The following is a 19,888-nucleotide window of genomic DNA, read 5'->3' as shown; positions in this document are numbered from 1 at the left end:
GCCCCCACCCGCCCGCCCCCCCCGTCCCCCCGGAAGGGAACAGCGTGACGAAGACCGCACAAGTCCGTGCCGAGGCACCTCCGTTCACTCTCGTGGCGACCCTGGCCGGGCTGTCCGCGCTCGGCCCGCTGTCGATCGACATGTACCTCCCCGCGCTGCCCGAGCTCGGCAGGGACCTCGGCGGCGGCGCATCCCTGATCCAGCTCACCCTCACCGCCTGCCTCGTCGGGCTCGCGCTCGGCCAGGCGGTGGCAGGCCCCGCCAGCGACCTGCTGGGACGGCGCCGGCTGCTGCTCGGCGGCGTCATCGGCTACACCGTGGCGTCGCTGCTGTGCGTCATCGCGCCGAACGTCTGGTTCCTGATCGCGTTCCGGCTGCTCCAGGGCGCCTCGGGCGGCACCGCGATCGTGATCGCCCGCGCCGTGGTCCGGGACCGCAACGAAGGGGCCGCGGCGGCCCGCTTCTTCGCCAGCCTCGTCCAGGTCAGCGCGCTCGCGCCGATCGTGGCGCCCCTGGCCGGCGGGGCGCTGCTCCAGATCATGCCCTGGCGCGGGCTGTTCGCCGTCATCACCGGGCTCGGCGCGGTGCTGGTCGTCGTCGTGTACCGCGGCATGCCCGAGACGCTGGCCCCCGAGGACCGGCGCGGCGACGGGCCCAAGGCCGTGCTCGTGACGTTCGGCAAGCTGGCCGCCGACCGGGCCTTCGCCGGCTACATGCTCACCGGCGGGCTGGCCTTCGCCGCGATGTTCACGTACATCTCCGGATCGCCGTTCGTGATCCAGGAGGTCTACGACCTGCCCCAGCTGGCGTTCGCCGGCATCTTCGCGGCGAACGGCGCGGGCATCGTCATCGCCGGCCGCGTCGGCGCCCGGCTGCTGGACCGGCACGGCTCCCGCCGGCTGCTCGGCATCGGTCTGACCATCGCCGCCGTCGGCAGTCTGACCGTGGTGAGCTCCCTGGCGGCCGGGCTCTGGACGCTGCTGCCCGGCCTCTTCCTGGTGGTCGCGCCGATCGGGCTCATCCTGCCGAACTCGATGGCCCTCGCACTGTCCGGCCGCCCCCCGCGGATGGCGGGCACCGCCTCCGCCCTCATGGGGCTGGCCCAGTTCGCCCTCGGCGGCCTCGCCGCCCCGATGGCCGGCCTCGGCGGTTCCGACACCTCGGTCCCGATGGCCCTGGTCATCGCCGGCCTGAGCCTGTCCGCCCTCGCCGCCTTCCGGCTGACCCCGCGGCCGCCGGTGACGGCCTGAACCCCTGGCCCGGTGAGCCTCGCCGACCGTTGCCAGAGATCGTCCGGCAACAAGCGGAACGCGTGGTGCGGAGTCAAGGGCCGCACTGCGCGGAAATCACGGCGGTCCAGGGTGAGTACGGCATCGCTGCGGTACTCGGCGGCCAGAGCCACGTTCACCGCGTCCGCGAGGTCCAGGTCCAGGTCGGCGTAGCGCCGTTGGACGGCTTGCGCCGTGCGCTAACGCATGTACTTTTCGTCCGATACGGAGTGTGAGCGGGTCAGCACTCGATGACGTTGACCGCGAGGCCGCCGCGGGCGGTCTCCTTGTACTTCACCTTCATGTCGGCGCCGGTCTCCTTCATGGTCTTGATGACCTTGTCGAGAGACACGTGGTGCCGGCCGTCGCCGCGCATGGCCATTTTGGCGGCCGTGATGGCCTTCACCGCGGCCATGCCGTTGCGCTCGATGCACGGGATCTGGACGAGGCCGCCGACCGGGTCGCAGGTGAGGCCGAGGTTGTGCTCCATGCCGATCTCGGCCGCGTTCTCGACCTGCTCGGGGGAGCCGCCCAGCACCTCGGCGAGGGCGCCGGCCGCCATCGAGCAGGCGGAGCCGACCTCGCCCTGGCAGCCGACCTCGGCGCCGGAGATGGAGGCGTTCTCCTTGAAGAGCATGCCGATCGCGCCGGCGGCGAGCAGGAAGCGGACGACGCCCTCCTCGTCCGCGCCGGGCACGAAGTTCATGTAGTAGTGCAGAACGGCCGGGATGATGCCGGCCGCGCCGTTGGTGGGCGCGGTGACGACGCGGCCGCCCGCGGCGTTCTCCTCGTTCACGGCCATCGCGTAGAGGGTGACCCACTCCATCGCGAGAGCGGCCGGGTTGCCCTCGGCGCGCAGCTGGCGGGCCGAGTTGGCGGCGCGGCGGCGGACCTTGAGGCCGCCGGGGAGTATGCCCTCGCGGGACATGCCGCGCGAGACGCACGCCTGCATGACGCCCCAGATCTCCAGCAGCCCGGTACGGATCTCGGCCTCGCTGCGCCAGGCCTTCTCGTTCTCCAGCATCAGGGCGGCGATCGACAGGCCGGTGTCGCGGGAGAGCCGCAGCAGTTCGTCGCCGGTGCGGAAGGGGTGGCGCAGCACGGTGTCGTCGAGCTTGATCCGGTCCTGGCCGACCGCGTCCTCGTCGACGACGAAGCCGCCGCCGACCGAGTAGTACGTCTTCTCCAGGAGGGGCGCGGCGTCCGCGTCGTAGGCGAAGAGCGTCATGCCGTTGGCGTGGTACGGCAGCGAGCGGCGGCGGTGCAGGATCAGCTGGGACGAGGCGTCGAAGGGGATCTCGTGGGCGCCGAGCAGGTTGAGGCGGCCGCTGGTGCGGATCCGCTCCACCTCGGCGTCGGCGGTCTCGACGTCGACCGTGCGGGGCGAGTGGCCCTCCAGGCCCAGCAGGACCGCCTTCGGGGTGCCGTGGCCGTGGCCGGTGGCGCCCAGCGAGCCGAAGAGCTCGGCGCGGACGGCGGAGGTGTGGGCGAGCAGGCCCTCGTTCTTGAGCCGGTGGGCGAAGATCCCGGCGGCACGCATGGGTCCGACGGTGTGCGAGCTGGACGGGCCGATACCGATCGAGAACAGGTCGAAGACCGAGATGGCCACGAGAAACTCCTTGGTTGCGCAGACGCCGTTGTCTGCCGGGTGGTGCGCGGGACAGGTGGTGCGGGAGGCATGGTGCGGGGCACCGGCTCACCTTCCAGTGTGCGCGGTGCCCCGACCTGACGCGTACGACGGTCCGATTACAGTCCGGGGTACAGCGGGTGCTTCGCCGCCAGTGCGGAGACGCGGGCGGACAGGCTCTTGGCCAGGTCCTCGTCGAAGTCCGGCTTCAGGACCTCGGCGATGATGTCGGCGACCTCGGTGAAGTCCTCGGTGCCGAAGCCGCGGGTGGCCAGCGCCGGGGTGCCGATCCGCAGCCCCGAGGTGACCATCGGGGGACGCGGGTCGTTCGGGATGGCGTTGCGGTTGACCGTGATGCCGACCTGGTGGAGCCGGTCCTCGGCCTGCTGCCCGTCGAGCTCGCTGCTGCGCAGGTCGACCAGGACCAGGTGCACGTCGGTGCCGCCGGACAGCACCGAGACGCCGACCTCGGTCAGGTCCGGCTGGACCAGCCGGTCGGCGAGGATCTTGGCGCCTTCGAGGGTACGGACCTGGCGGTCCTTGAACTCGTCGGTGGCCGCGGCCTTGAAGGCCACCGCCTTGGCCGCGATCACGTGCTCCAGCGGGCCGCCCTGCTGGCCGGGGAAGACCGCGGAGTTGATCTTCTTGGCGTACTCGGCCTTGGAGAGGATCACGCCACCGCGCGGGCCGCCCAGGGTCTTGTGGGTCGTGGTGGTGACCACGTCCGCGTACGGCACGGGCGAGGGGTGCAGCCCGGCCGCGACGAGGCCCGCGAAGTGGGCCATGTCGACCATCAGGAGGGCGCCGACCTCGTCCGCGATCCGGCGGAACTCGGCGAAGTCGAGCTGGCGGGGGTAGGCCGACCAGCCCGCGATGATCAGCTGCGGACGGTGCTCCCTGGCGAGGCGCTCGACCTCCTCCATGTCCACGAGGCTGGTCTTCTCGTCGACGTGGTAGGCCGCGACCTTGTAGAGCTTGCCGGAGAAGTTGATCTTCATGCCGTGGGTGAGGTGCCCACCGTGCGCCAGATCCAGGCCGAGGATGGTGTCGCCCGGCTTGATCAGGGCGAACATCGCGGCGGCGTTGGCCTGGGCGCCGGAGTGCGGCTGCACGTTCGCGGCCTCGGCGCCGAACAGCGCCTTGACCCGCTCGATGGCGAGCGTCTCGATGACGTCGACGTGCTCGCAGCCGCCGTAGTAGCGGCGGCCGGGGTAGCCCTCGGCGTACTTGTTGGTGAGGACCGAGCCCTGGGCCTCCAGGACGGCGACCGGCGCGAAGTTCTCCGACGCGATCATTTCGAGGGTGGACTGCTGACGGTGCAGCTCGGCGTCGACGGCGGCGGCGACGTCCGGGTCGAACTCATGAAGGGAGCTGTTCAGGAGCGACATGGGATCTTCCTGGTCGAGGTCGGTTTCGAGCTCCGGACCCGGGGGCCCGGATCGAGGTCCGGGAGGGATCAGCCGCCGGTGAAGGCGGAGTACTCCTCGGCGGAGAGCAGGTCCGAGGGCTCCTCCGTCGTCTTCACCTTGAACAGCCAGCCGCCCTCGAAGGGGGCCGAGTTGACGAGGGAGGGATCGTCGACGACGTCCTGGTTGACGTCCGTGACCTCGCCGGTTACCGGGGAGTACAGGTCGCTGACCGACTTGGTCGACTCCAGTTCGCCGCAGGTCTCGCCGGCGGTGACGACGGCTCCGACCTCCGGGAGCTGGACGAAGACGACGTCGCCGAGCGCGTCGGCGGCGTGTGAGGTGATGCCCACGGCGGACACTCCGGCCTCAGAGGCGGAGAGCCACTCGTGCTCCTTGCTGTAGCGCAGCTGCTGGGGGTTGCTCATAACGGAATTCTCCCGGATGTGAAGGGGTGCTCGCGCAGGGGTGGGCGGGTCGGTCAGCGCTGGCGCTTGTAGAAGGGCAGCGCAACCACCTTGTGCGGCTCTTGAGCGCCACGGATGTCGACGGCCACGCCCTCGGTGCCGGGCGTGGCGTGGGCCGCGTCGACGTAGGCGATGGCGATCGGCTGTCCGAGGGTCGGGGAGGGCGCACCGGAGGTGACCTCGCCGATCACGGCGCCGCCGGCGGCGGTGACCGCGAACCCGGCGCGCGGGACCCGGCGGCCCTCGGCGACCAGGCCGACCAGCTTGCGCGGCGGCTGCGCGGCGGCCCGCTCGGCGGCGGCGGTGAGCGCGGTGCGCCCGACGAAGTCGCCCGGCTTGTCGAACTTCACGACACGGCCGAGCCCGGCGTCGAACGGCGTGGTGGCGGTGGTCAGCTCATGCCCGTAGAGCGGCATGCCGGCCTCCAGGCGCAGCGTGTCGCGGCAGGACAGGCCGCACGGGATGAGGCCGACGCCGGCACCCGCCTCGGTGATCGCCTTCCACAGCGCCTCGGCGTGCTCGGGCGCCACGAAGAGCTCGAAGCCGTCCTCGCCGGTGTAGCCGGTACGGGCGATCAGCGCGGGGACGCCCGCGACGGTGCCGGGCAGGCCCGCGTAGTACTTGAGCCCGTCCAGGTCGGCGTCGGTCAGGCCCTTCATGATGCCGGGGGACTCGGGGCCCTGGACGGCGATCAGCGCGTACGCGTCGCGGTCGTCGCGGACCGTGGCGTCGAACGCCGCGGCGCGCTCGGTGACGGCGTCCAGGACGACCTGGGCGTTGCCGGCGTTCGCGACGACCATGTACTCGTCCTCGCCGAGGCGGTAGACGATCAGGTCGTCCACGATCCCGCCGTCCTCGGCGCAGATCATCGTGTAGCGGGCCCGGCCGACCGCGAGGGCCGAGATGTGGCCGACGAGCGCGTAGTCCAGCGCTTCGCCCGCCTGGGGACCGGTGACGGTGATCTCGCCCATGTGCGAGAGGTCGAACAGCCCGGCGCGCGTGCGGACGGCGGTGTGCTCGTCGCGCTCGCTGGCGTAGCGCAGCGGCATGTCCCAGCCGGCGAAGTCGGTCATCGTCGCGCCGAGCGCACGATGCAGGGCGTCGAGCGCGGTACGGCGCGGGGCGTCGGTGGGCGGCTGGCTCATCAGTCGGGCTCCCGGTGCAGGCGTGGCGAGACTCTCATGGCAATGACAAAGAATGACGAAACCCCGAAGGAAGGGGCCTCCCCATCTGTCATCGGAACCTGAGAGGTTCACCGCGGCCTGGTGGGGCCCCGGCTTGCACCTTGGGTGGGTCGGACCGTGAACGGGCCCGACCGCTTTTCAGATGTGCCTCGCCCGCGCGGTGACTGTGCCTGAGAGATTCAAGGGAGGACTTGCTCCTTCGGCGCCCTGCTCATGATGGCAGGGACTCTCCCGCGCGGCCTCGAACGGCCAGTATGCAAGTTGTGGCGCTCATCATTGCATGCGGCGGAAGCCACCGGGCCTCTGGGGAAACCCTTTGCTTGCCATTACCCTCTCTTTACTGACAGTGGCCGGGTTCCACCGGGGCCCGGTCGAGGCCGAGGCCGGCAGGCCGGCCTCGGGGAGGCGGGGGCTGTGCAGGGGGACGAGCGGTGGGCCGGGACGACGCTGCGCTACCCGGCGGGGGACGTGCTGGTCGTGTCGGGACTGCCGGGCAGCGGCAAGAGCACGCTCATGCGGCGCGCGGTCGACGAACGGGACGGCGCAGGGGATCCCGGAGGAGCGGTCCGCCGGATCGACTCGCAGGACGTACGGCTGCACTGGGAGGCGCTGATGCCGGCCCTGCTCCCGTACGCGGCGTACCGCCCGCTGGTACGGCTCGACCACTACGCGAGGCTGCGCCGGGCGCTGCGCACCGGCGCCAGCCTCGTCGTCCACGACTGCGGCTCGCTGGCCTGGGTACGGCGCTGGCTGGCCCGGGACGCCCGGCGCCGCGGCCGGGGGCTGCACCTGCTGGTGCTGGACGTCCCGGAGGACGCCGCCCGCGCCGGCCAGCTCGCGCGCGGGCGGATGGTGTCCGGGTACGCCATGGCCCGGCACCGCAGGGCCGCCCGGCGGCTGGTGGCGCTGGCCGGGCCCGGCGGACGGCCCGACGGCTGTGTCTCCGCGCTGCTTCTGGACCGGCCCGCGGCGGGTGCGGTGCGGCGGATAGTCTTCGGCGGCGGCCGGGCCGGATCCGAGGCGTCACCGGTGGCCGTTACCGCGGATCAGGGCAGTTGCCAACCGGGTTACCGCTAGGGTTCCGGCAGGGCGGCAGACGTCGGGAACGGCGGTCGCCGGCCGCACGCAGCAGACACTCAGGCCCTATCCCGCGAGGCACAGCGCAGGGAACACGCAGCTTCCGCCGCCCCCGGCCACCGCTGGAGGCGCCCCCGGCCCGGCCGACGCATGGCCGGCCAACGAACTCGAAGCCGTCCTCGCAGCGAGCGTCGGCACTCCGGGTGTGAACGCCCGGCTCCTCGAAGTGCTCGGCCGCTCCCAGCTGTGGGTTCCGCTGCCCAACGGCGGCGGGCCCGGCAGCCGGGACCTGGACCTGCCGTCCTTCGAGATCGACGGCACCCTGTACATACCGGTGTTCAGTTCCGAGCACCAGTTCCTGCGGGCCGCCCAGGGGATGGCCTGCACCGTCGCACCGGCCCGCGAGTTCGCCCGCGGGCTGCCCCCGGAGGTCGGCATCGCCGTCAATCCGGGCGGGACGGCCGGGATCCCGCTGCCGCCCCCCGCCGTCCAGGACCTCTGCCGGTCCGACCGCGACCCGCGGTCGGCGACCGGCGGCCGGGTCCGGCTGTGGGAGCCCGAGCCGGACGACGAGCCGGTCGACTTCCTCGCCGCCGCCGCGGGCGAGTTCGCGGTCACCCCGGTGGTGCTCTCCGCGCGGCGCGCGGTGGCCAGCGTCGAGGGCGCGCCCCCGCAGCTGTTCGTCGGCGTCGAGCTGGACCGCTGGCAGGACGAGGACCGGGCCGCCGCGATGGACGCGCTGGGCCGCGCACTCGGCGCCGTACCGCTGCCGCTGCCGGTGCAGCTGGTATTGCTGGACATCGCCCAGGACCCCGTCGGCGACTGGATGCTGGAGCGGGTCCGGCCCTTCTTCGGACGGGACTGAGCCCGTGCGCTGTCTGCGGGGGCGCACAACCTGGTTTGATGGCGGGCGGTGCACAGGCGTGCGCCGGACCCGGTGACACCGGTGACGGAGAGAAGGGGCGGACCCACGTGATCGCGGGCGCGCAAGGCGGTGCGGCGGCAGCCGGCCACGTCGAGCAGATGCTTCGACAGGTGGCGCCCGGACGATTCGACGCCTACGAGGATCTGCTCGTGTCGCTGGCCGGCGGCCAGGTCTGGATGCTGCTGTGGCACGGCTCACCCGGATCACCGGACGCCCAGTACGGGAACATGGAGATCGACGGCTACGGCTACGCGCCGGCCGTCACCTCCCCCCAGGAGCTCGCCACCAGCGGCTGGAACCGGGCCCATGAGATCGTCCAGGGCCGCGACATCGCGACCGCCCTGTTCCCCGAGCGCTGGGGACTGTGGCTGAATCCGCACGCCCCCGGCGGCGGCGTCGGCATCCCCTGGCTCGACCTGCGCCGGATCGCCACCGGCCTCGAACGGCTGCCCGCCGGACCGCTGCAGATCGGCGAGCCCGCCCTGCAGATCCCGCAGTTCTACGCCCTGCTCTCGCAGCACGCCCACCGGACGCCGGCCGTACGGTCGCTGCGCCGCGCCTGGGTGCAGCCCGCGCTGGGCGAGCCGTATCTCGCCATCGGCCTGGACATGTACGACTCCTCGCCACAGGCGGTGGAAGCGGTACGCCTGATGATGCAGCAGTCGATCAGCGGAGTGCCGGACGGGCTGGCCGTCTCCACGGTCGCCATGGCGGACGAGTACGACCCCGTCGCCATGTGGATGCGGATGAACGGCCAGCCCTTCTTCGACCGTGAGGCGCACGCCGCCTCGGGCCCGGCCCCCGCGGCCGCCTGGGGCTGGCCGCAGCAGGGCTGGCCGCAGGGCCAGGCGCCCCGCTAGGGGCCGGTCGAGGGTTCGCTACGCGCCGCTGAGCGCCGCGCCGATGAGGCCGAGCGGCGGGCTGCCGAGGTCCAGCAGCGCGCCGTGGAAGCGTTCCAGCGAGAAACCGGACCCCCAGTCGCGGCGGGCCCGCTCGCGTAGTCGCATGATCTCCAGCTTGCCCCAGGTGTAGCGCCCGTAGGCGGCGTCGAAGGTGCCGCGGCGGGCCTCGGAGGCGGCGCCGGCGCGGGCCAGGTGGGCATCGCGCATGAAGAGCTCGGTGGCCTCGTCGACCGTCATCGCGCCGGTGTGCAGACCGATGGCGCAGGACAGCCGGGTGACGCGTACCAGCGCCTCCAGGGCCACCCCGATGGCGAACCGCGGGTCGCGGGCCCGGAAGCCCTCTTCGAGGCAGACCTCCTCGACGTAGTGCGCCCAGCCCTCGCAGAAGGACAGCGAGTGCAGGACCCGCCGGACGGGCGTGGGCGCGCGGCGCAGTGAGCGCCCGTGCGCGAAGTGGCCGGGGGCGACCTCGTGCACGGTGATCGAGGGGAGGCTGGTGCGGCTGAAGACGGTCAGCCACTCCTCACGCTCGGAATCCGGCCAGTCCGGCTCCGGCGGGGTGACGTGGTACCAGGAGGCGGCGTCGGGTTCGCAGGGCGCGGCCCAGGACATCATCGCCATCGCCCAGCGGCGGGAGGGCGGTGCGGGGCCGACCAGGCAGTCGCCGTCGAGATGCGGCACCAGCCGCTTGGCCCGGGTGAACTCGATGACCTCCTCGGTCAGCCGGGCGGCCTCCGGGATGACGCCGTCGGCCGCCGGGTGGTCGGCGAGGAGCTCCGCGATCAGTTCGTCGACGTCGCGGTCCGGGTCGAGCGCGCGACAGGACTCGGTCAGCAGCTCCGTCAGCCGGTCCCGTTCGCGGGCCGCCTCGTCCGCCAGCGCCGTCAGGTCGACGGGCAGGCCCTCCTGACTGCCCATCAGGGCGGCCAGTGCGGCGCCGCCGAGCCGAGGGTCGGGATCGCCCGTCTTCGCCGCCCGGGCCACATGCGCCACCAGCCGCTCGTGCGCGGGGAGCGCCGCGGCGGCCTCGGGGCCCTGGTCCGGGTGGAGTCCCGCGGCCAGCCCGCGTACGGCGCCGAGGAGCGCGCCCGCGACCGGGGCGCTCACCCGGTCGAGCGAGCTGATCGCGGCGTCCACCGCCTCCGGCCACTGCGCCAGGTGCTTGAGCCGGGCGGCGGCGCGCTCCTGCCGGGGGGCGTACTCGCGGTCGTAGGAGGCCAGTTCCAGGTTGGACAGATGGGGGTACGGGTCGCGGCGGTGCAGCTCCAGCTCGCCGTACTGCACCTTCAGCGCGTTCTCGAAGACGGACAGGTGCGCGTCGTCATGGCGCTCGCGCGCGCCGTGCGGGGCCGGGCGCCCGCGCCGCGCGTGCGCGAGGGCGGACAGTCCGCGCCGGACGCCGGCGGGTGACAAATCCTGCACCCGCCCGTCGTACTCGTGCAGACCGGCCATTTCCCGGACAGTGGGGATCATCAGGTCGCACACCGCATGCAGCCGATCATTCATGTGCCGACGTTACATCCGGCGCGAGCCCCATAACGGACGATGATTCACCAGATCACAGTTGCGCATCCATTCGTTGTGAGGTCTGGCGGGTGATCGCGGACTGGATGAAGACTCTCGCCGCAAGGGGCTCGCGGCCCCGGCGAACACCTGCTCCGCCTGCACCAACAGCACCGCCTGCACCGCCTGTTTTCCCTGCAATTGAGCATGGCACAGCACCAGCAGCACGACTGATGAGTGAAGAGTAAAGCCGCTACAGCGGCGGGCGCGCGCCGGTTATCCGCCGGCGAGAGGGGTCAGTTTCACCATGACCGCACCGATCGAGACCACTGCCGCACAGGCCGGGGCGCAGCCCGAAGCCATTCTCAGTGGGGTCAAGAAGAGTCAGATCGAGGGACGTTCCCTCGGCCAGATCGCCTGGCTGCGCTTCCGGCGCGACAAGGTGGCCGTGGCCGGCGGCATCGTCGTGATCCTCCTGGTGCTGCTGGCCGTGCTGGCGAAGCCGATCGAGTCGATCTTCGGCCTGGACCCCAACGCGTTCCATCAGGACCTCGTGGACCCGGTGCTTCTCGCGCCCAAGGGCGCCTGGGGCGGCATGAGTTGGGAACATCCGCTCGGGGTCGATCCACAGTTCGGCCGCGATCTGCTGGCCCGGGTGATCGAGGGATCATGGGTGTCGCTGCTCGTGGCGACCGGCGCGACGATCCTGTCCAACGTCATCGGTACGGTGCTCGGCGTCATCGCCGGCTACTACGGCGGCTGGGTCGACAGCGTGATCAGCCGCATGATGGACACCTTCCTGGCCTTTCCGCTGCTGCTCTTCGCGATCTCCATTTCGGCTTCGCTGCAGGACGGCGCGTTCGGACTGGACGGACTTCCGCTCCGCATCTGCGTACTGATCTTCGTCATCGGATTCTTCAACTGGCCCTACATGGGTCGAATTGTGCGCGGGCAGACCCTCAGCCTGCGTGAACGTGAGTTCGTGGAAGCCGCCCGCAGCCTGGGTGCCCGCGGTCCGTTCATTCTTTTCCGTGAGCTGCTCCCCAACCTTGTGGCGCCGATCCTCGTGTATTCGACGCTGCTGATTCCGACCAACATCATTTTCGAGGCCGCACTGAGCTTCCTCGGGGTCGGAATCGCCCCGCCGCAATCGTCCTGGGGCGGCATGCTCACCAGCGCGATCGATCTCTACGAGGCCGATCCGCAATACATGATCGTGCCCGGCCTGGCGATCTTCGTCACGGTCCTGGCATTCAACCTGCTGGGCGACGGGCTGCGCGACGCCCTCGATCCCCGCAGCAAGTGACCCCGCGGCGCGACCTTCCGCGCGCGGCTGTGTATCTCCACCGAACGAGGGGGCTTTCCTCGGCATGAACAGCAGAAAAGCGACAGCGGTGCTGGCGCTTGCCACGGCTCTGGCCTTGGGAGCGTCCGCTTGCAGCAGCAGCGACAAGACCACCGACAAGGGAACGGGGACGAGCGCGGGTACCGACGCCGCCCTCACCCAGGTCGTCAACAAGAGTGACAAGGCCGGTGGGACGGTCTCGTACGAGCACTCCGACGTGCCCGACTCGCTCGACCCGGGGAACACCTACTACGGCTGGGTGCAGAACTTCTCCCGGCTGTACGGCCGCACGCTGGTCACCTTCAAGCCCGCCGCGGGCGCCGAGGGCCTGCAGATCGTCCCGGACCTCGCCACCGGTCTCGGCAAGGCCAGCGCCGACGCCAAGACCTGGACCTACACGATCCGCAAGGACGTGAAGTACGAGGACGGCACCCTCGTCACCTCCAAGGACGTCAAGTACGCGATCGAGCGCAGCAACTTCGCGCCCGAGGCGCTGTCCAACGGCCCGACGTACTTCAAGGCGTACCTGGTCGGCGGCGACGCGTACAAGGGTCCGTACAAGGACAAGAGCCCCGGCGGGCTCGCGTCCATCGAGACCCCGGACGACTCGACGATCGTCTTCCACCTGAGCAAGCCCTTCGCGGACTTCGACTACCTGGCGACGTTCTCGCAGACCGCACCCGTGCCGCAGGCCAAGGACACCGGCGCCCAGTACGTGAAGCACATCATGTCGACGGGCCCGTACAAGTTCGAGTCCTACGACGACGGCAAGAGCGCCGTCCTGGTGCGCAACCCGATGTGGTCGAAGGCGATCGACCCGCTGCGTCCCGCGCTCCCGGACAAGATCACGATGAAGTTCAAGGTGAACGGCGTCACGATCGACAAGGACCTGCTGGCCGGCACCATCACGGTCGACGCGGCCGGCGCGGGTGTGCAGCCCGCGAGCCAGCCGTCGGTGCTGAGCGCGGCGAACAAGAAGAACACGGACAACTCGTACGCGGGAGCCACGTCCTACGTGGCGCTGAACGTGAACGTGAAGCCGTTCGACAACCCGGACTGCCGTAAGGCGGTCCAGTGGGCGATCGACAAGACCTCGGTGCAGACCGCCGCGGGCGGCAATGTGAAGGGCGACGTCGCCACCACGCTGCTGCCGCCGTCGGTCAACGGCTACAGCAAGTTCGACCTGTACCCGACCCCGGGCAACAAGGGCGACACCACGAAGGCCAAGGCCGCGTTGACCGCCTGCGGCCAGCCCGGCGGCTTCACCACCAACCTGTCGGCGCGTTCCGACCGGGCCTCCGAGATGGCGGCGGCGACGGCGATCCAGAACTCGCTGAAGGCTGTCGGCATCACGGTCAACATCAAGAGCTTCCCGGCCGGTAAGTACTTCTCCAACTTCGCGGGTGTCCCGGACTACGTCCACTCGCACGGCCTCGGCATGATGATGATGGCCTGGGGCGCCGACTGGCCGACCGGCTACGGCTTCCTCGACCAGATCATCGACGGCAGCGCCATCAAGCCCTCGGGCGGCAACAACCTGATGGAGCTGAACGACCCGACGATCAACAAGGCCCTGTCGGACGCCATCGCGAACACGGACAGCGCCGCCCGCACCAAGGCGTGGGGCGACATCGACAAGCTGACCATGGAGAACGCGTCCGTGGTGCCGCTGCTGTACCGCAAGAACCTGCTCTACCGGCCGCCGTCCGCGACCAATGTCACGGTCACGCAGGCCTTCCTGGGCATGTACGACTACCTGCTGATCAGCTCCTCCAAGTAATCGGAAGGCAGGTGAAGGCATCGGTGTCCGCCGGGCCGGGTGACCCCCGGCCCGGCGGGCCCGGCGCCGCACGGCTGTGACTGCGTACATCATTCGACGCGTGATCGCCGCTTTGCTGCTGCTGCTGGTCGTCAGCGCGGTCACATTCGCGATCTTCTTCCTTCTGCCGCGCCTCGGCGGGCAAACCACCACCCAGTTGGCCACCCAGTACGTCGGCAAGGACGCCAACCCCGAGAGCATCGCGGCGGTCAAGAAGAACCTCGGCTTCGACCTGCCGCTCTACGAGCAGTACTGGCACTTCATCAAGGCCATCGCCGTCGGGGCGAACTACAAGTTCGGCCCGGACGCGTCGGTCTGCCACGCGCCTTGCTTCGGCTACTCCTTCAAGAGCCACATCGAGGTGTGGCCCGAGCTGAAGTCCCGTATTCCGGTCACGTTGTCACTGGCCATCGGTGCCGCCGTGATCTGGGTGATCTCCGGGGTGGCCATCGGTGTGCTGTCGGCGCTCAAGCGCGGCTCGGTCTTCGACCGGCTGTCGATGGGTGTCGCGCTGGCCGGCGTCTCGCTGCCGACCTTCTTCACCGGAATGCTCGCGCTGGGCTTCTTCCAGTACAACTGGCACATCTGGGACAACGTCCAGTTCGTGCCCATCTCCGACGATCCGTTCCAGTGGGCCTGGAACCTGGTCCTGCCCTGGTGCAGCCTGGCCTTCCTCTACTCCGCCCTCTACGCGCGGCTCACCCGCGCCGGGATGCTGGAGACGATGGGCGAGGACTACATCCGCACCGCGCGGGCCAAGGGGCTGCGGGAGAGCAGGGTCGTCGCCAAACACGGGCTGCGGGCCGCGCTCACCCCGATCGTCACGATCTTCGGCATGGACTTCGGTCTGCTGATCGGCGGCGCCGTCATCACCGAGAACGTCTTCTCCTTCAAGGGGATCGGCGCCTACGCTGTCGACGGGATCAGGGACAACGACCTGCCCATCGTGCTCGGCGTGACCATGGTCGCGGCCTTCTTCATCATCATGTGCAGTCTCCTGGTGGACCTGCTGTACGCCGCTATCGACCCCAGGGTGAGGTACTCGTGAGCACCGCCGGCAGCGATCCGCTGCGGAAGGACAGCGACCGCGACCCGTTGCGCAAGGAGGACGGGCCGGCTCCGAGTGCGGGGGCCACGGTCGGCGAGCCGGTGCTCACCGCCCGGCCGGACACCGCGGAGGCCTTCCTGGCGGTACGCGATCTGAAGATCCACTTCAATACCGACGACGGCCTCGTCCGGTCGGTCGACGGGATCAGCTTCGATCTCCAGCGCGGCCGGACGCTCGGCATCGTCGGGGAGTCCGGCTCCGGCAAGTCCGTGACCTCGCTGGGCATCATGGGCCTGCACCGCACCGCCAAGGCCAGGATCTCCGGCGAGGTGTGGCTGGACGGCGAGGAGCTGATCGGCGCAGACCCCGACCGGGTACGGCGGCTGCGCGGCATGAAGATGGCGATGATCTTCCAGGACCCGCTCTCGGCGATGCACCCCTACTACACGGTGGGCGCGCAGATCGTCGAGGCCTGCCGGGTGCACCAGGACGTCAGCAAGCAGGTCGCCCGCAAGCGGGCGATCGAGATGCTGGACCGGGTCGGCATCCCCGAGCCGCACCAGCGGGTCGCCGACTATCCGCACCAGTTCTCCGGCGGTATGCGCCAGCGCGCGATGATCGCGATGGCGCTGGTCAACAACCCGGAACTGCTGATCGCCGACGAGCCGACGACCGCCCTGGACGTCACCGTGCAGGCGCAGATCCTGGACCTGATCCGGGACCTGCAGAAGGAGTTCGGCTCCGCGGTCATCATGATCACGCACGACCTGGGCGTGGTGGCGGAGCTCGCCGACGACCTGCTGGTGATGTACGCCGGCCGGTGCGTCGAGCGCGGTACGGCCGAGAAGGTCTTCACCGAACCGCAGCACCCGTACACCTGGGGCCTGCTGGGCTCCATGCCGCGCATGGACCGCGAGCGGACCGAACGGCTCAACCCGGTCAAGGGCGCCCCGCCCAGCCTGATCAACGTGCCGTCCGGCTGCGCCTTCCACCCGCGCTGCCCGTACGTCGGGCTCAACGGCGGTTCCAGCGAGACGATCGTGCCGGAGCTGCGGGAGACCGCGGCCGGGCACTGGTCGGCCTGCCACCTCGGCGAGCAGGACCGGGACCGGATCTGGACCGAAGAGATTGCGCCCAAGCTGTGAAGGACCAGGCCGTGCCTCAAGAAGACGTGAAGATCCCCCAGCAGTCCACCGCGGGGGCGGAGCCCCTGCTCAGGGTCACCGGCCTGGTCAAGCACTTCCCGATCACCAAGGGAATGCTGCGCCGGCAGGTCGGCGCGGTGCAGGCGGTCGACGGGATCGACCTGCAGGTGGCGGCGGGCCAGACGCTCGGCGTGGTGGGGGAGTCGGGCTGCGGCAAGTCCACCATGGGCCGGCTGATCACCCGGCTGCTCGAACCCACCGGCGGGAAGATCGAGTTCCAGGGCCGTGACATCACCCATCTGAGCGTGGGGGAGATGCGACCGCTGCGCCGCGATGTGCAGATGATCTTCCAGGACCCCTACTCCTCGCTCAATCCGCGGCACACCATCGGCACCATCGTCGGAGCGCCGTTCAAGCTCCAGAAGGTGGCGACGGAGTCGGGTGTGAAGAAGGAGGTGCAGAACCTCCTGGAGCTGGTCGGCCTCAACCCCGAGCACTACAACCGCTATCCGCACGAGTTCTCCGGCGGGCAGCGGCAGCGCATCGGGATCGCGCGGGCGCTCGCGCTCAAGCCGAAGCTGGTCGTCGCGGACGAGCCGGTCTCGGCGCTGGACGTCTCCATCCAGGCGCAGGTGGTCAACCTGCTGGACGACCTGCAGAGCGAGCTCGGGCTGACGTACGTGATCATCGCGCACGACCTGTCCGTCATCCGGCACGTCTCGGACCGGATCGCGGTGATGTACCTCGGCAAGGTCGTCGAGGTGGCGGACCGCGAGGCGCTCTACGGGCAGCCGATGCATCCGTACACCAACGCGCTGCTGTCGGCGGTGCCGGTGCCGGACCCGAAGCGGCGTACCGCGCGGCAGCGGATCCTGCTGACCGGCGATGTGCCGTCGCCGATCAACCCGCCGTCCGGCTGCCGCTTCCACACCCGGTGCTGGAAGGCGACCGAGGTGTGCTCCACGCAGGAGCCGCCGCTGATCGCGCTCGCCACGGGACACGAGGTGGCGTGCCACCACCCGGAGAACGCTCCGGCGAAGGCCCAGGAGAAGAACGCCCAGGGGAAGGGCGCGGAGAACGGCCCGGCGATCGGTAATCAGCCAACTGACCTTTAGTGCATGACCACTTAGCGAAAAGTCATGGTCATGACGAGGGGGGAGGGTGCAGAGTCGGCGCGTCACTGTTCGCGTCCGAAGGGCAGACCCCCATGGCACCCTCCCGTCCGGCCCGACTCCTCGGCACCGCACTCGCTGTCATCAGCGTCTCGGCCTGTCTGATCTCCGGCGCCCCCGCGTCGGCAGCCGCCTCGCACAGCCCCAAGCCCGGCGCCCCCGGCATCGGGGACCCGTACTTCCCCCAACTCGGCAACGGCGGCTACGACGTCGCGCACTACGGGCTCGACGTCTCCTACGACCCGGCCAGTGACCGGCTCGACGGCCGGGCGGCCGTCACCGCCCGCGCCAACCAGAACCTCTCCTCCTTCGACCTCGACCTGCAGCAGCTCACCGTCACCTCGGTCAGCGTGGACGGCAAGCCGGCGCGCTTCACCCGCAGCGGCGACGAGATCGTCATCACCCCGCGGCACGCGCTGCGCAAGGGGCAGGAGTTCACCACCACCGTCGTCTACGGCGGAGTTCCGGAGCCGCTGAGCGGCCCCATCGTCTTCGGTTCCAACTACGGGTGGATGAAGACCACCGACGGTGTCTTCGTCGCCTGTGAGCCGAACGCCGCCTCGACCTGGTTCCCCGGCAGCGACCATCCGGCCGACAAGGCCACCTTCGACATCCGGATCAGCGCCCCCAAGGGCCTCAAGGGCGTCTCGAACGGCGTGCTCACCTCCCAGTACGACAAGGGCTCGCGCACCGTCTCCACCTGGCGTGAGTCCCGGCCGATGGCCACCTACCTCGCGACCGCCACCATCGGGAAGTTCGACGTCAAGACCGGAACCACGCCGGGCGGCATACCGATCTACGTCGCCACCGACCCGGTCCTCGCCAACGGCCCGGTGGACGTCTACGCCGTCACCGCCGAGGCCACCGACTACTGGTCCCAGGTCTTCGGCCGCTACCCCTTCGAGGAGACCGGCGCGATCGTCGACGACATGCCGGAGGCCGGGTTCTCGCTGGAGGTGCAGTCCAAGCCCGCCTACTCCGCGGTCCGCAGCGAGTCCACGATCGTCCATGAACTGGCCCACCAGTGGTTCGGCGACTCGGTGAGCGTCGAGCAGTGGAAGGACATCTGGCTCAACGAGGGCTTCGCGACCTATGCCCAGTGGCTGTGGACCGAGCACCGGGGCACCCGCTCCGCCCACGACGCGTTCCTCGCCGCGTACAACGGCCGCCCCGCCACGGCCGCCTTCTGGCAGATCGACGTCGCCGACCCGCAGCGCGACACGATGTTCGCCGACGCCGTCTACACCCGCGGCGCGATGACGCTCCAGATGCTCCGCGAGAAGATCGGCGACGCCGCCTTCTTCAAGCTGCTCAAGACCTGGACCGCGCAGCACCGCTACGGCAACGCGAACACGGCCCAGTTCACCGCGCTCGCCGAGAAGGTGTCCGGACAGCAGCTGGACTATCTGTTCGGTACCTGGCTCTCCACGAAGGGCAAGCCGGCCCTGTCGTAGGAGACCATATGGCGTGATCTCGGAACTCTTCTCCCCCTCCGTCCAGCACACGCTCGATATCGTCGGCATCTTCGTCTTCGCGATCTCGGGCGCGCTGGCCGCCGTCCGCAAGAACTACGACGTGTTCGGCATGGCCGTGCTCGCCGAGGTGACCGCGCTGGGCGGGGGGATCTTCCGGGACCTGATGATCGGGGCGGTGCCGCCCGCCGCCTTCAGCGACCTCGGCTACTTCAGCACCCCGCTCTTCGCCACGGTGCTGGTGTTCTTCCTGCACCCCGAGGTCGAGCGGATCAACACCACCGTGAACGTCTTCGACGCCGCCGGCCTCGGCCTCTTCTGCGTGGCCGGCACCGTCAAGGCGCACGACTACGGCCTCGGCCTGGTGCCGTCCGCCGCCCTGGGGCTCGCCACGGCGGCGGGCGGCGGCGTGCTGCGCGACCTGCTCGCCAACGAGGTGCCGTCGCTGCTCCGCTGGGACCGCGACCTGTACGCGGTCCCCGCCATGGTCGGCTCGATCATGGCGGCGCTGCTGATCAAGTTCGACGCGCTCACCGGGTTCACCAGCGGCGCCGCGGTCGTCAGTGCCTTCCTGCTGCGGCTGTGCGCCATGTACTTCGGCTGGCGCGCGCCCCGCGCCTGGCACCGCAGGAGCAGGGCGACGAGCGAGGAGGAGGCGCGGCAGGCGATGTAGGGCGCCCGCCCGGGCTCCGGGCTACCGTCCCAGCGCCGCACCGCCGTTGATGTGCAGGATCTGGCCGGTGACGTACGCCGCCTCGGGGGAGGCCAGATACCGGATGGCCGCCGCGATCTCGCTGGGCGCGCCGGGCCGGCCGGTCAGGGTCTGGGAGACCCGCGACGCGACGAAGCCGGGCGTCGCACGGTCGCCGAAGAACTCGGTGTCGCCGACGAAGCCCGGCGCGACCGCGTTGGCCGTCACCCCGTCGGTGCCCAGCCGCTGCGCCAGCTCGAACGTGTAGGCGTGCAGGGCCGCCTTGGCGCCGCCGTAGGAGCCGGGGCCGCGGAGCGCGGCGATCGAGGACAGATGCACGATGCGCCCGCCGGGCCGCCGGATCTGCGGCAGCAGCGCCTCGGTCAGCAGCACCGCGGTGAGCACGTTGGCCTCGAAGTTCCTCCGGTAGCCGGCCGCGATCCCCTCCAGCGTCCCGTCCGAGGACGAGGCGACGTTGCCGCCCGCGTTGGTGACGATCACGTCGACCGGGCCGTCTCCTTCGACGAACCGCGCCGCGTCCCGTACCTGCTCCGGGTCGCTGAGGTCGGCGGCGGTCCAGCTGACCAGCCCGTCGCCGTGCGTGGCGTTGAGCTTGTCCGCCGTCTCCCGCAGCAGCTCGGCGCGCCGGCCGATGATGACGACCCGGTCGCCGTCGGCCGCGAACGCCTCCGCGGTCGCGAGCCCGATGCCTGTGCCCCCGCCGGACACCACTACCCGTCGTCCCACTGTGTACTCCGTCAGGTATATGAACTCGAGTCATGTCCTTGGTTGGAAACTAGGGAGCGGGCTCATCTGTGTCAAGGGTGTTCCGGTCGG

General features: G+C 70.5%; 17 protein-coding genes, 2 pseudogenes and 2 riboswitches. Of the genes and pseudogenes, 11 read left to right on the top strand and 8 right to left on the bottom strand.

Annotation, left to right across the window (positions count from 1 at the left end; translation table 11 throughout):
- The first annotated feature begins 44 nt into the window (after window positions 1-44).
- Window positions 45-1,250 carry a multidrug effflux MFS transporter gene (locus O3W51_RS19285; RefSeq protein ID WP_269287042.1) on the top strand — a complete coding sequence of 402 codons (1,206 nt, stop codon included), beginning with the start codon at window positions 45-47 and terminating at the stop codon, window positions 1,248-1,250.
- Window positions 1,251-1,285: 35 nt separating this feature from the next.
- Here O3W51_RS19285 and O3W51_RS19280 read toward each other — a convergent pair.
- The 5 genes and pseudogenes from O3W51_RS19280 to gcvT all read right to left on the bottom strand — a co-directional run.
- Window positions 1,286-1,462: pseudogene (locus O3W51_RS19280) on the bottom strand (VapC toxin family PIN domain ribonuclease); the annotation flags it as partial.
- 47 nt (window positions 1,463-1,509) lie between these two features.
- Window positions 1,510-2,877, bottom strand: coding sequence for an L-serine ammonia-lyase (locus O3W51_RS19275; protein ID WP_269287040.1), 1,368 nt, complete (start codon window positions 2,875-2,877; stop codon window positions 1,510-1,512).
- Window positions 2,878-3,014: 137 nt separating this feature from the next.
- Window positions 3,015-4,283: a serine hydroxymethyltransferase gene (gene glyA, locus O3W51_RS19270; RefSeq protein WP_138354912.1), complete on the bottom strand. Its 1,269-nt coding sequence runs from the start codon at window positions 4,281-4,283 to the stop codon at window positions 3,015-3,017.
- 68 nt (window positions 4,284-4,351) lie between these two features.
- Entirely contained in the window at window positions 4,352-4,729 is a 378-nt protein-coding gene (gene gcvH / locus O3W51_RS19265) for a glycine cleavage system protein GcvH (protein WP_138354913.1), read from the bottom strand.
- A gap of 53 nt (window positions 4,730-4,782) precedes the next feature.
- Window positions 4,783-5,913, bottom strand: coding sequence for a glycine cleavage system aminomethyltransferase GcvT (gene gcvT, locus O3W51_RS19260; RefSeq protein ID WP_269287039.1), 1,131 nt, complete (start codon window positions 5,911-5,913; stop codon window positions 4,783-4,785).
- Window positions 5,914-5,988: 75 nt separating this feature from the next.
- Window positions 5,989-6,100: riboswitch (glycine riboswitch) on the bottom strand.
- A riboswitch (glycine riboswitch) is annotated at window positions 6,101-6,196 on the bottom strand. It abuts the riboswitch before it with no gap.
- A 170-nt stretch (window positions 6,197-6,366) separates the two neighbouring features.
- On the opposite strand from gcvT, the gene O3W51_RS19255 reads away from it, so the two are divergent.
- The 3 genes and pseudogenes from O3W51_RS19255 (at window position 6,367) to O3W51_RS19245 (ending at window position 8,814) form a co-directional block, all read left to right on the top strand.
- Window positions 6,367-7,029 (top strand): AAA family ATPase, encoded by a 663-nt coding sequence (locus O3W51_RS19255; RefSeq protein ID WP_187145029.1) that lies wholly within the window; start codon window positions 6,367-6,369, stop codon window positions 7,027-7,029.
- Between the two features lie 151 nt (window positions 7,030-7,180).
- Window positions 7,181-7,894 (top strand): annotated as a pseudogene (locus tag O3W51_RS19250) (enhanced serine sensitivity protein SseB); the annotation flags it as partial.
- A 158-nt stretch (window positions 7,895-8,052) separates the two neighbouring features.
- Window positions 8,053-8,814 (top strand): enhanced serine sensitivity protein SseB C-terminal domain-containing protein, encoded by a 762-nt coding sequence (locus O3W51_RS19245; protein ID WP_138354947.1) that lies wholly within the window; start codon window positions 8,053-8,055, stop codon window positions 8,812-8,814.
- An 18-nt stretch (window positions 8,815-8,832) separates the two neighbouring features.
- Here O3W51_RS19245 and O3W51_RS19240 read toward each other — a convergent pair whose 3' ends face one another.
- A complete protein-coding gene (locus tag O3W51_RS19240; RefSeq protein ID WP_269287038.1) occupies window positions 8,833-10,362 on the bottom strand; it encodes a DUF885 family protein in 1,530 nt (509 codons plus the stop codon).
- A gap of 9 nt (window positions 10,363-10,371) precedes the next feature.
- On the bottom strand, window positions 10,372-10,587 hold the full coding sequence (locus O3W51_RS19235; protein ID WP_138354917.1) for a hypothetical protein: 216 nt from the start codon (window positions 10,585-10,587) through the stop codon (window positions 10,372-10,374).
- Between the two features lie 79 nt (window positions 10,588-10,666).
- Here O3W51_RS19235 and O3W51_RS19230 point away from each other — a divergent pair, with 79 nt between their 5' ends.
- The 7 genes from O3W51_RS19230 to O3W51_RS19200 all read left to right on the top strand — a co-directional run bounded on the left by O3W51_RS19230 (window position 10,667) and on the right by O3W51_RS19200 (window position 19,033).
- Window positions 10,667-11,665, top strand: coding sequence for an ABC transporter permease (locus O3W51_RS19230; RefSeq protein ID WP_138354918.1), 999 nt, complete (start codon window positions 10,667-10,669; stop codon window positions 11,663-11,665).
- A gap of 64 nt (window positions 11,666-11,729) precedes the next feature.
- Entirely contained in the window at window positions 11,730-13,484 is a 1,755-nt protein-coding gene (locus tag O3W51_RS19225; protein ID WP_138354919.1) for an ABC transporter substrate-binding protein, read from the top strand.
- Between the two features lie 76 nt (window positions 13,485-13,560).
- On the top strand, window positions 13,561-14,571 hold the full coding sequence (locus tag O3W51_RS19220; protein WP_269287037.1) for an ABC transporter permease: 1,011 nt from the start codon (window positions 13,561-13,563) through the stop codon (window positions 14,569-14,571).
- Window positions 14,572-14,672: 101 nt separating this feature from the next.
- Entirely contained in the window at window positions 14,673-15,716 is a 1,044-nt protein-coding gene (locus tag O3W51_RS19215; RefSeq protein WP_138354949.1) for an ABC transporter ATP-binding protein, read from the top strand.
- 11 nt (window positions 15,717-15,727) lie between these two features.
- On the top strand, window positions 15,728-16,831 hold the full coding sequence (locus O3W51_RS19210; RefSeq protein ID WP_244809441.1) for an ABC transporter ATP-binding protein: 1,104 nt from the start codon (window positions 15,728-15,730) through the stop codon (window positions 16,829-16,831).
- A 92-nt stretch (window positions 16,832-16,923) separates the two neighbouring features.
- Complete coding sequence (locus O3W51_RS19205) at window positions 16,924-18,342, top strand: M1 family metallopeptidase (RefSeq protein WP_269287036.1); 1,419 nt, start codon at window positions 16,924-16,926, stop codon at window positions 18,340-18,342.
- A 13-nt stretch (window positions 18,343-18,355) separates the two neighbouring features.
- Window positions 18,356-19,033 carry a trimeric intracellular cation channel family protein gene (locus tag O3W51_RS19200; RefSeq protein WP_138354922.1) on the top strand — a complete coding sequence of 226 codons (678 nt, stop codon included), beginning with the start codon at window positions 18,356-18,358 and terminating at the stop codon, window positions 19,031-19,033.
- A gap of 21 nt (window positions 19,034-19,054) precedes the next feature.
- Here O3W51_RS19200 and O3W51_RS19195 read toward each other — a convergent pair whose 3' ends face one another.
- A complete protein-coding gene (locus O3W51_RS19195) occupies window positions 19,055-19,798 on the bottom strand; it encodes an SDR family NAD(P)-dependent oxidoreductase (RefSeq protein WP_269287035.1) in 744 nt (247 codons plus the stop codon).
- Window positions 19,799-19,888 lie beyond the last annotated feature (90 nt).

Source organism: Streptomyces sp. H39-C1 (assembly GCF_027158125.1).
GTDB lineage: Bacteria > Actinomycetota > Actinomycetes > Streptomycetales > Streptomycetaceae > Actinacidiphila > Actinacidiphila fildesensis.
The sequence above is the reverse complement of the archived record's forward strand: the minus strand, read 5'-3'. Positions and strand labels throughout refer to the sequence as shown.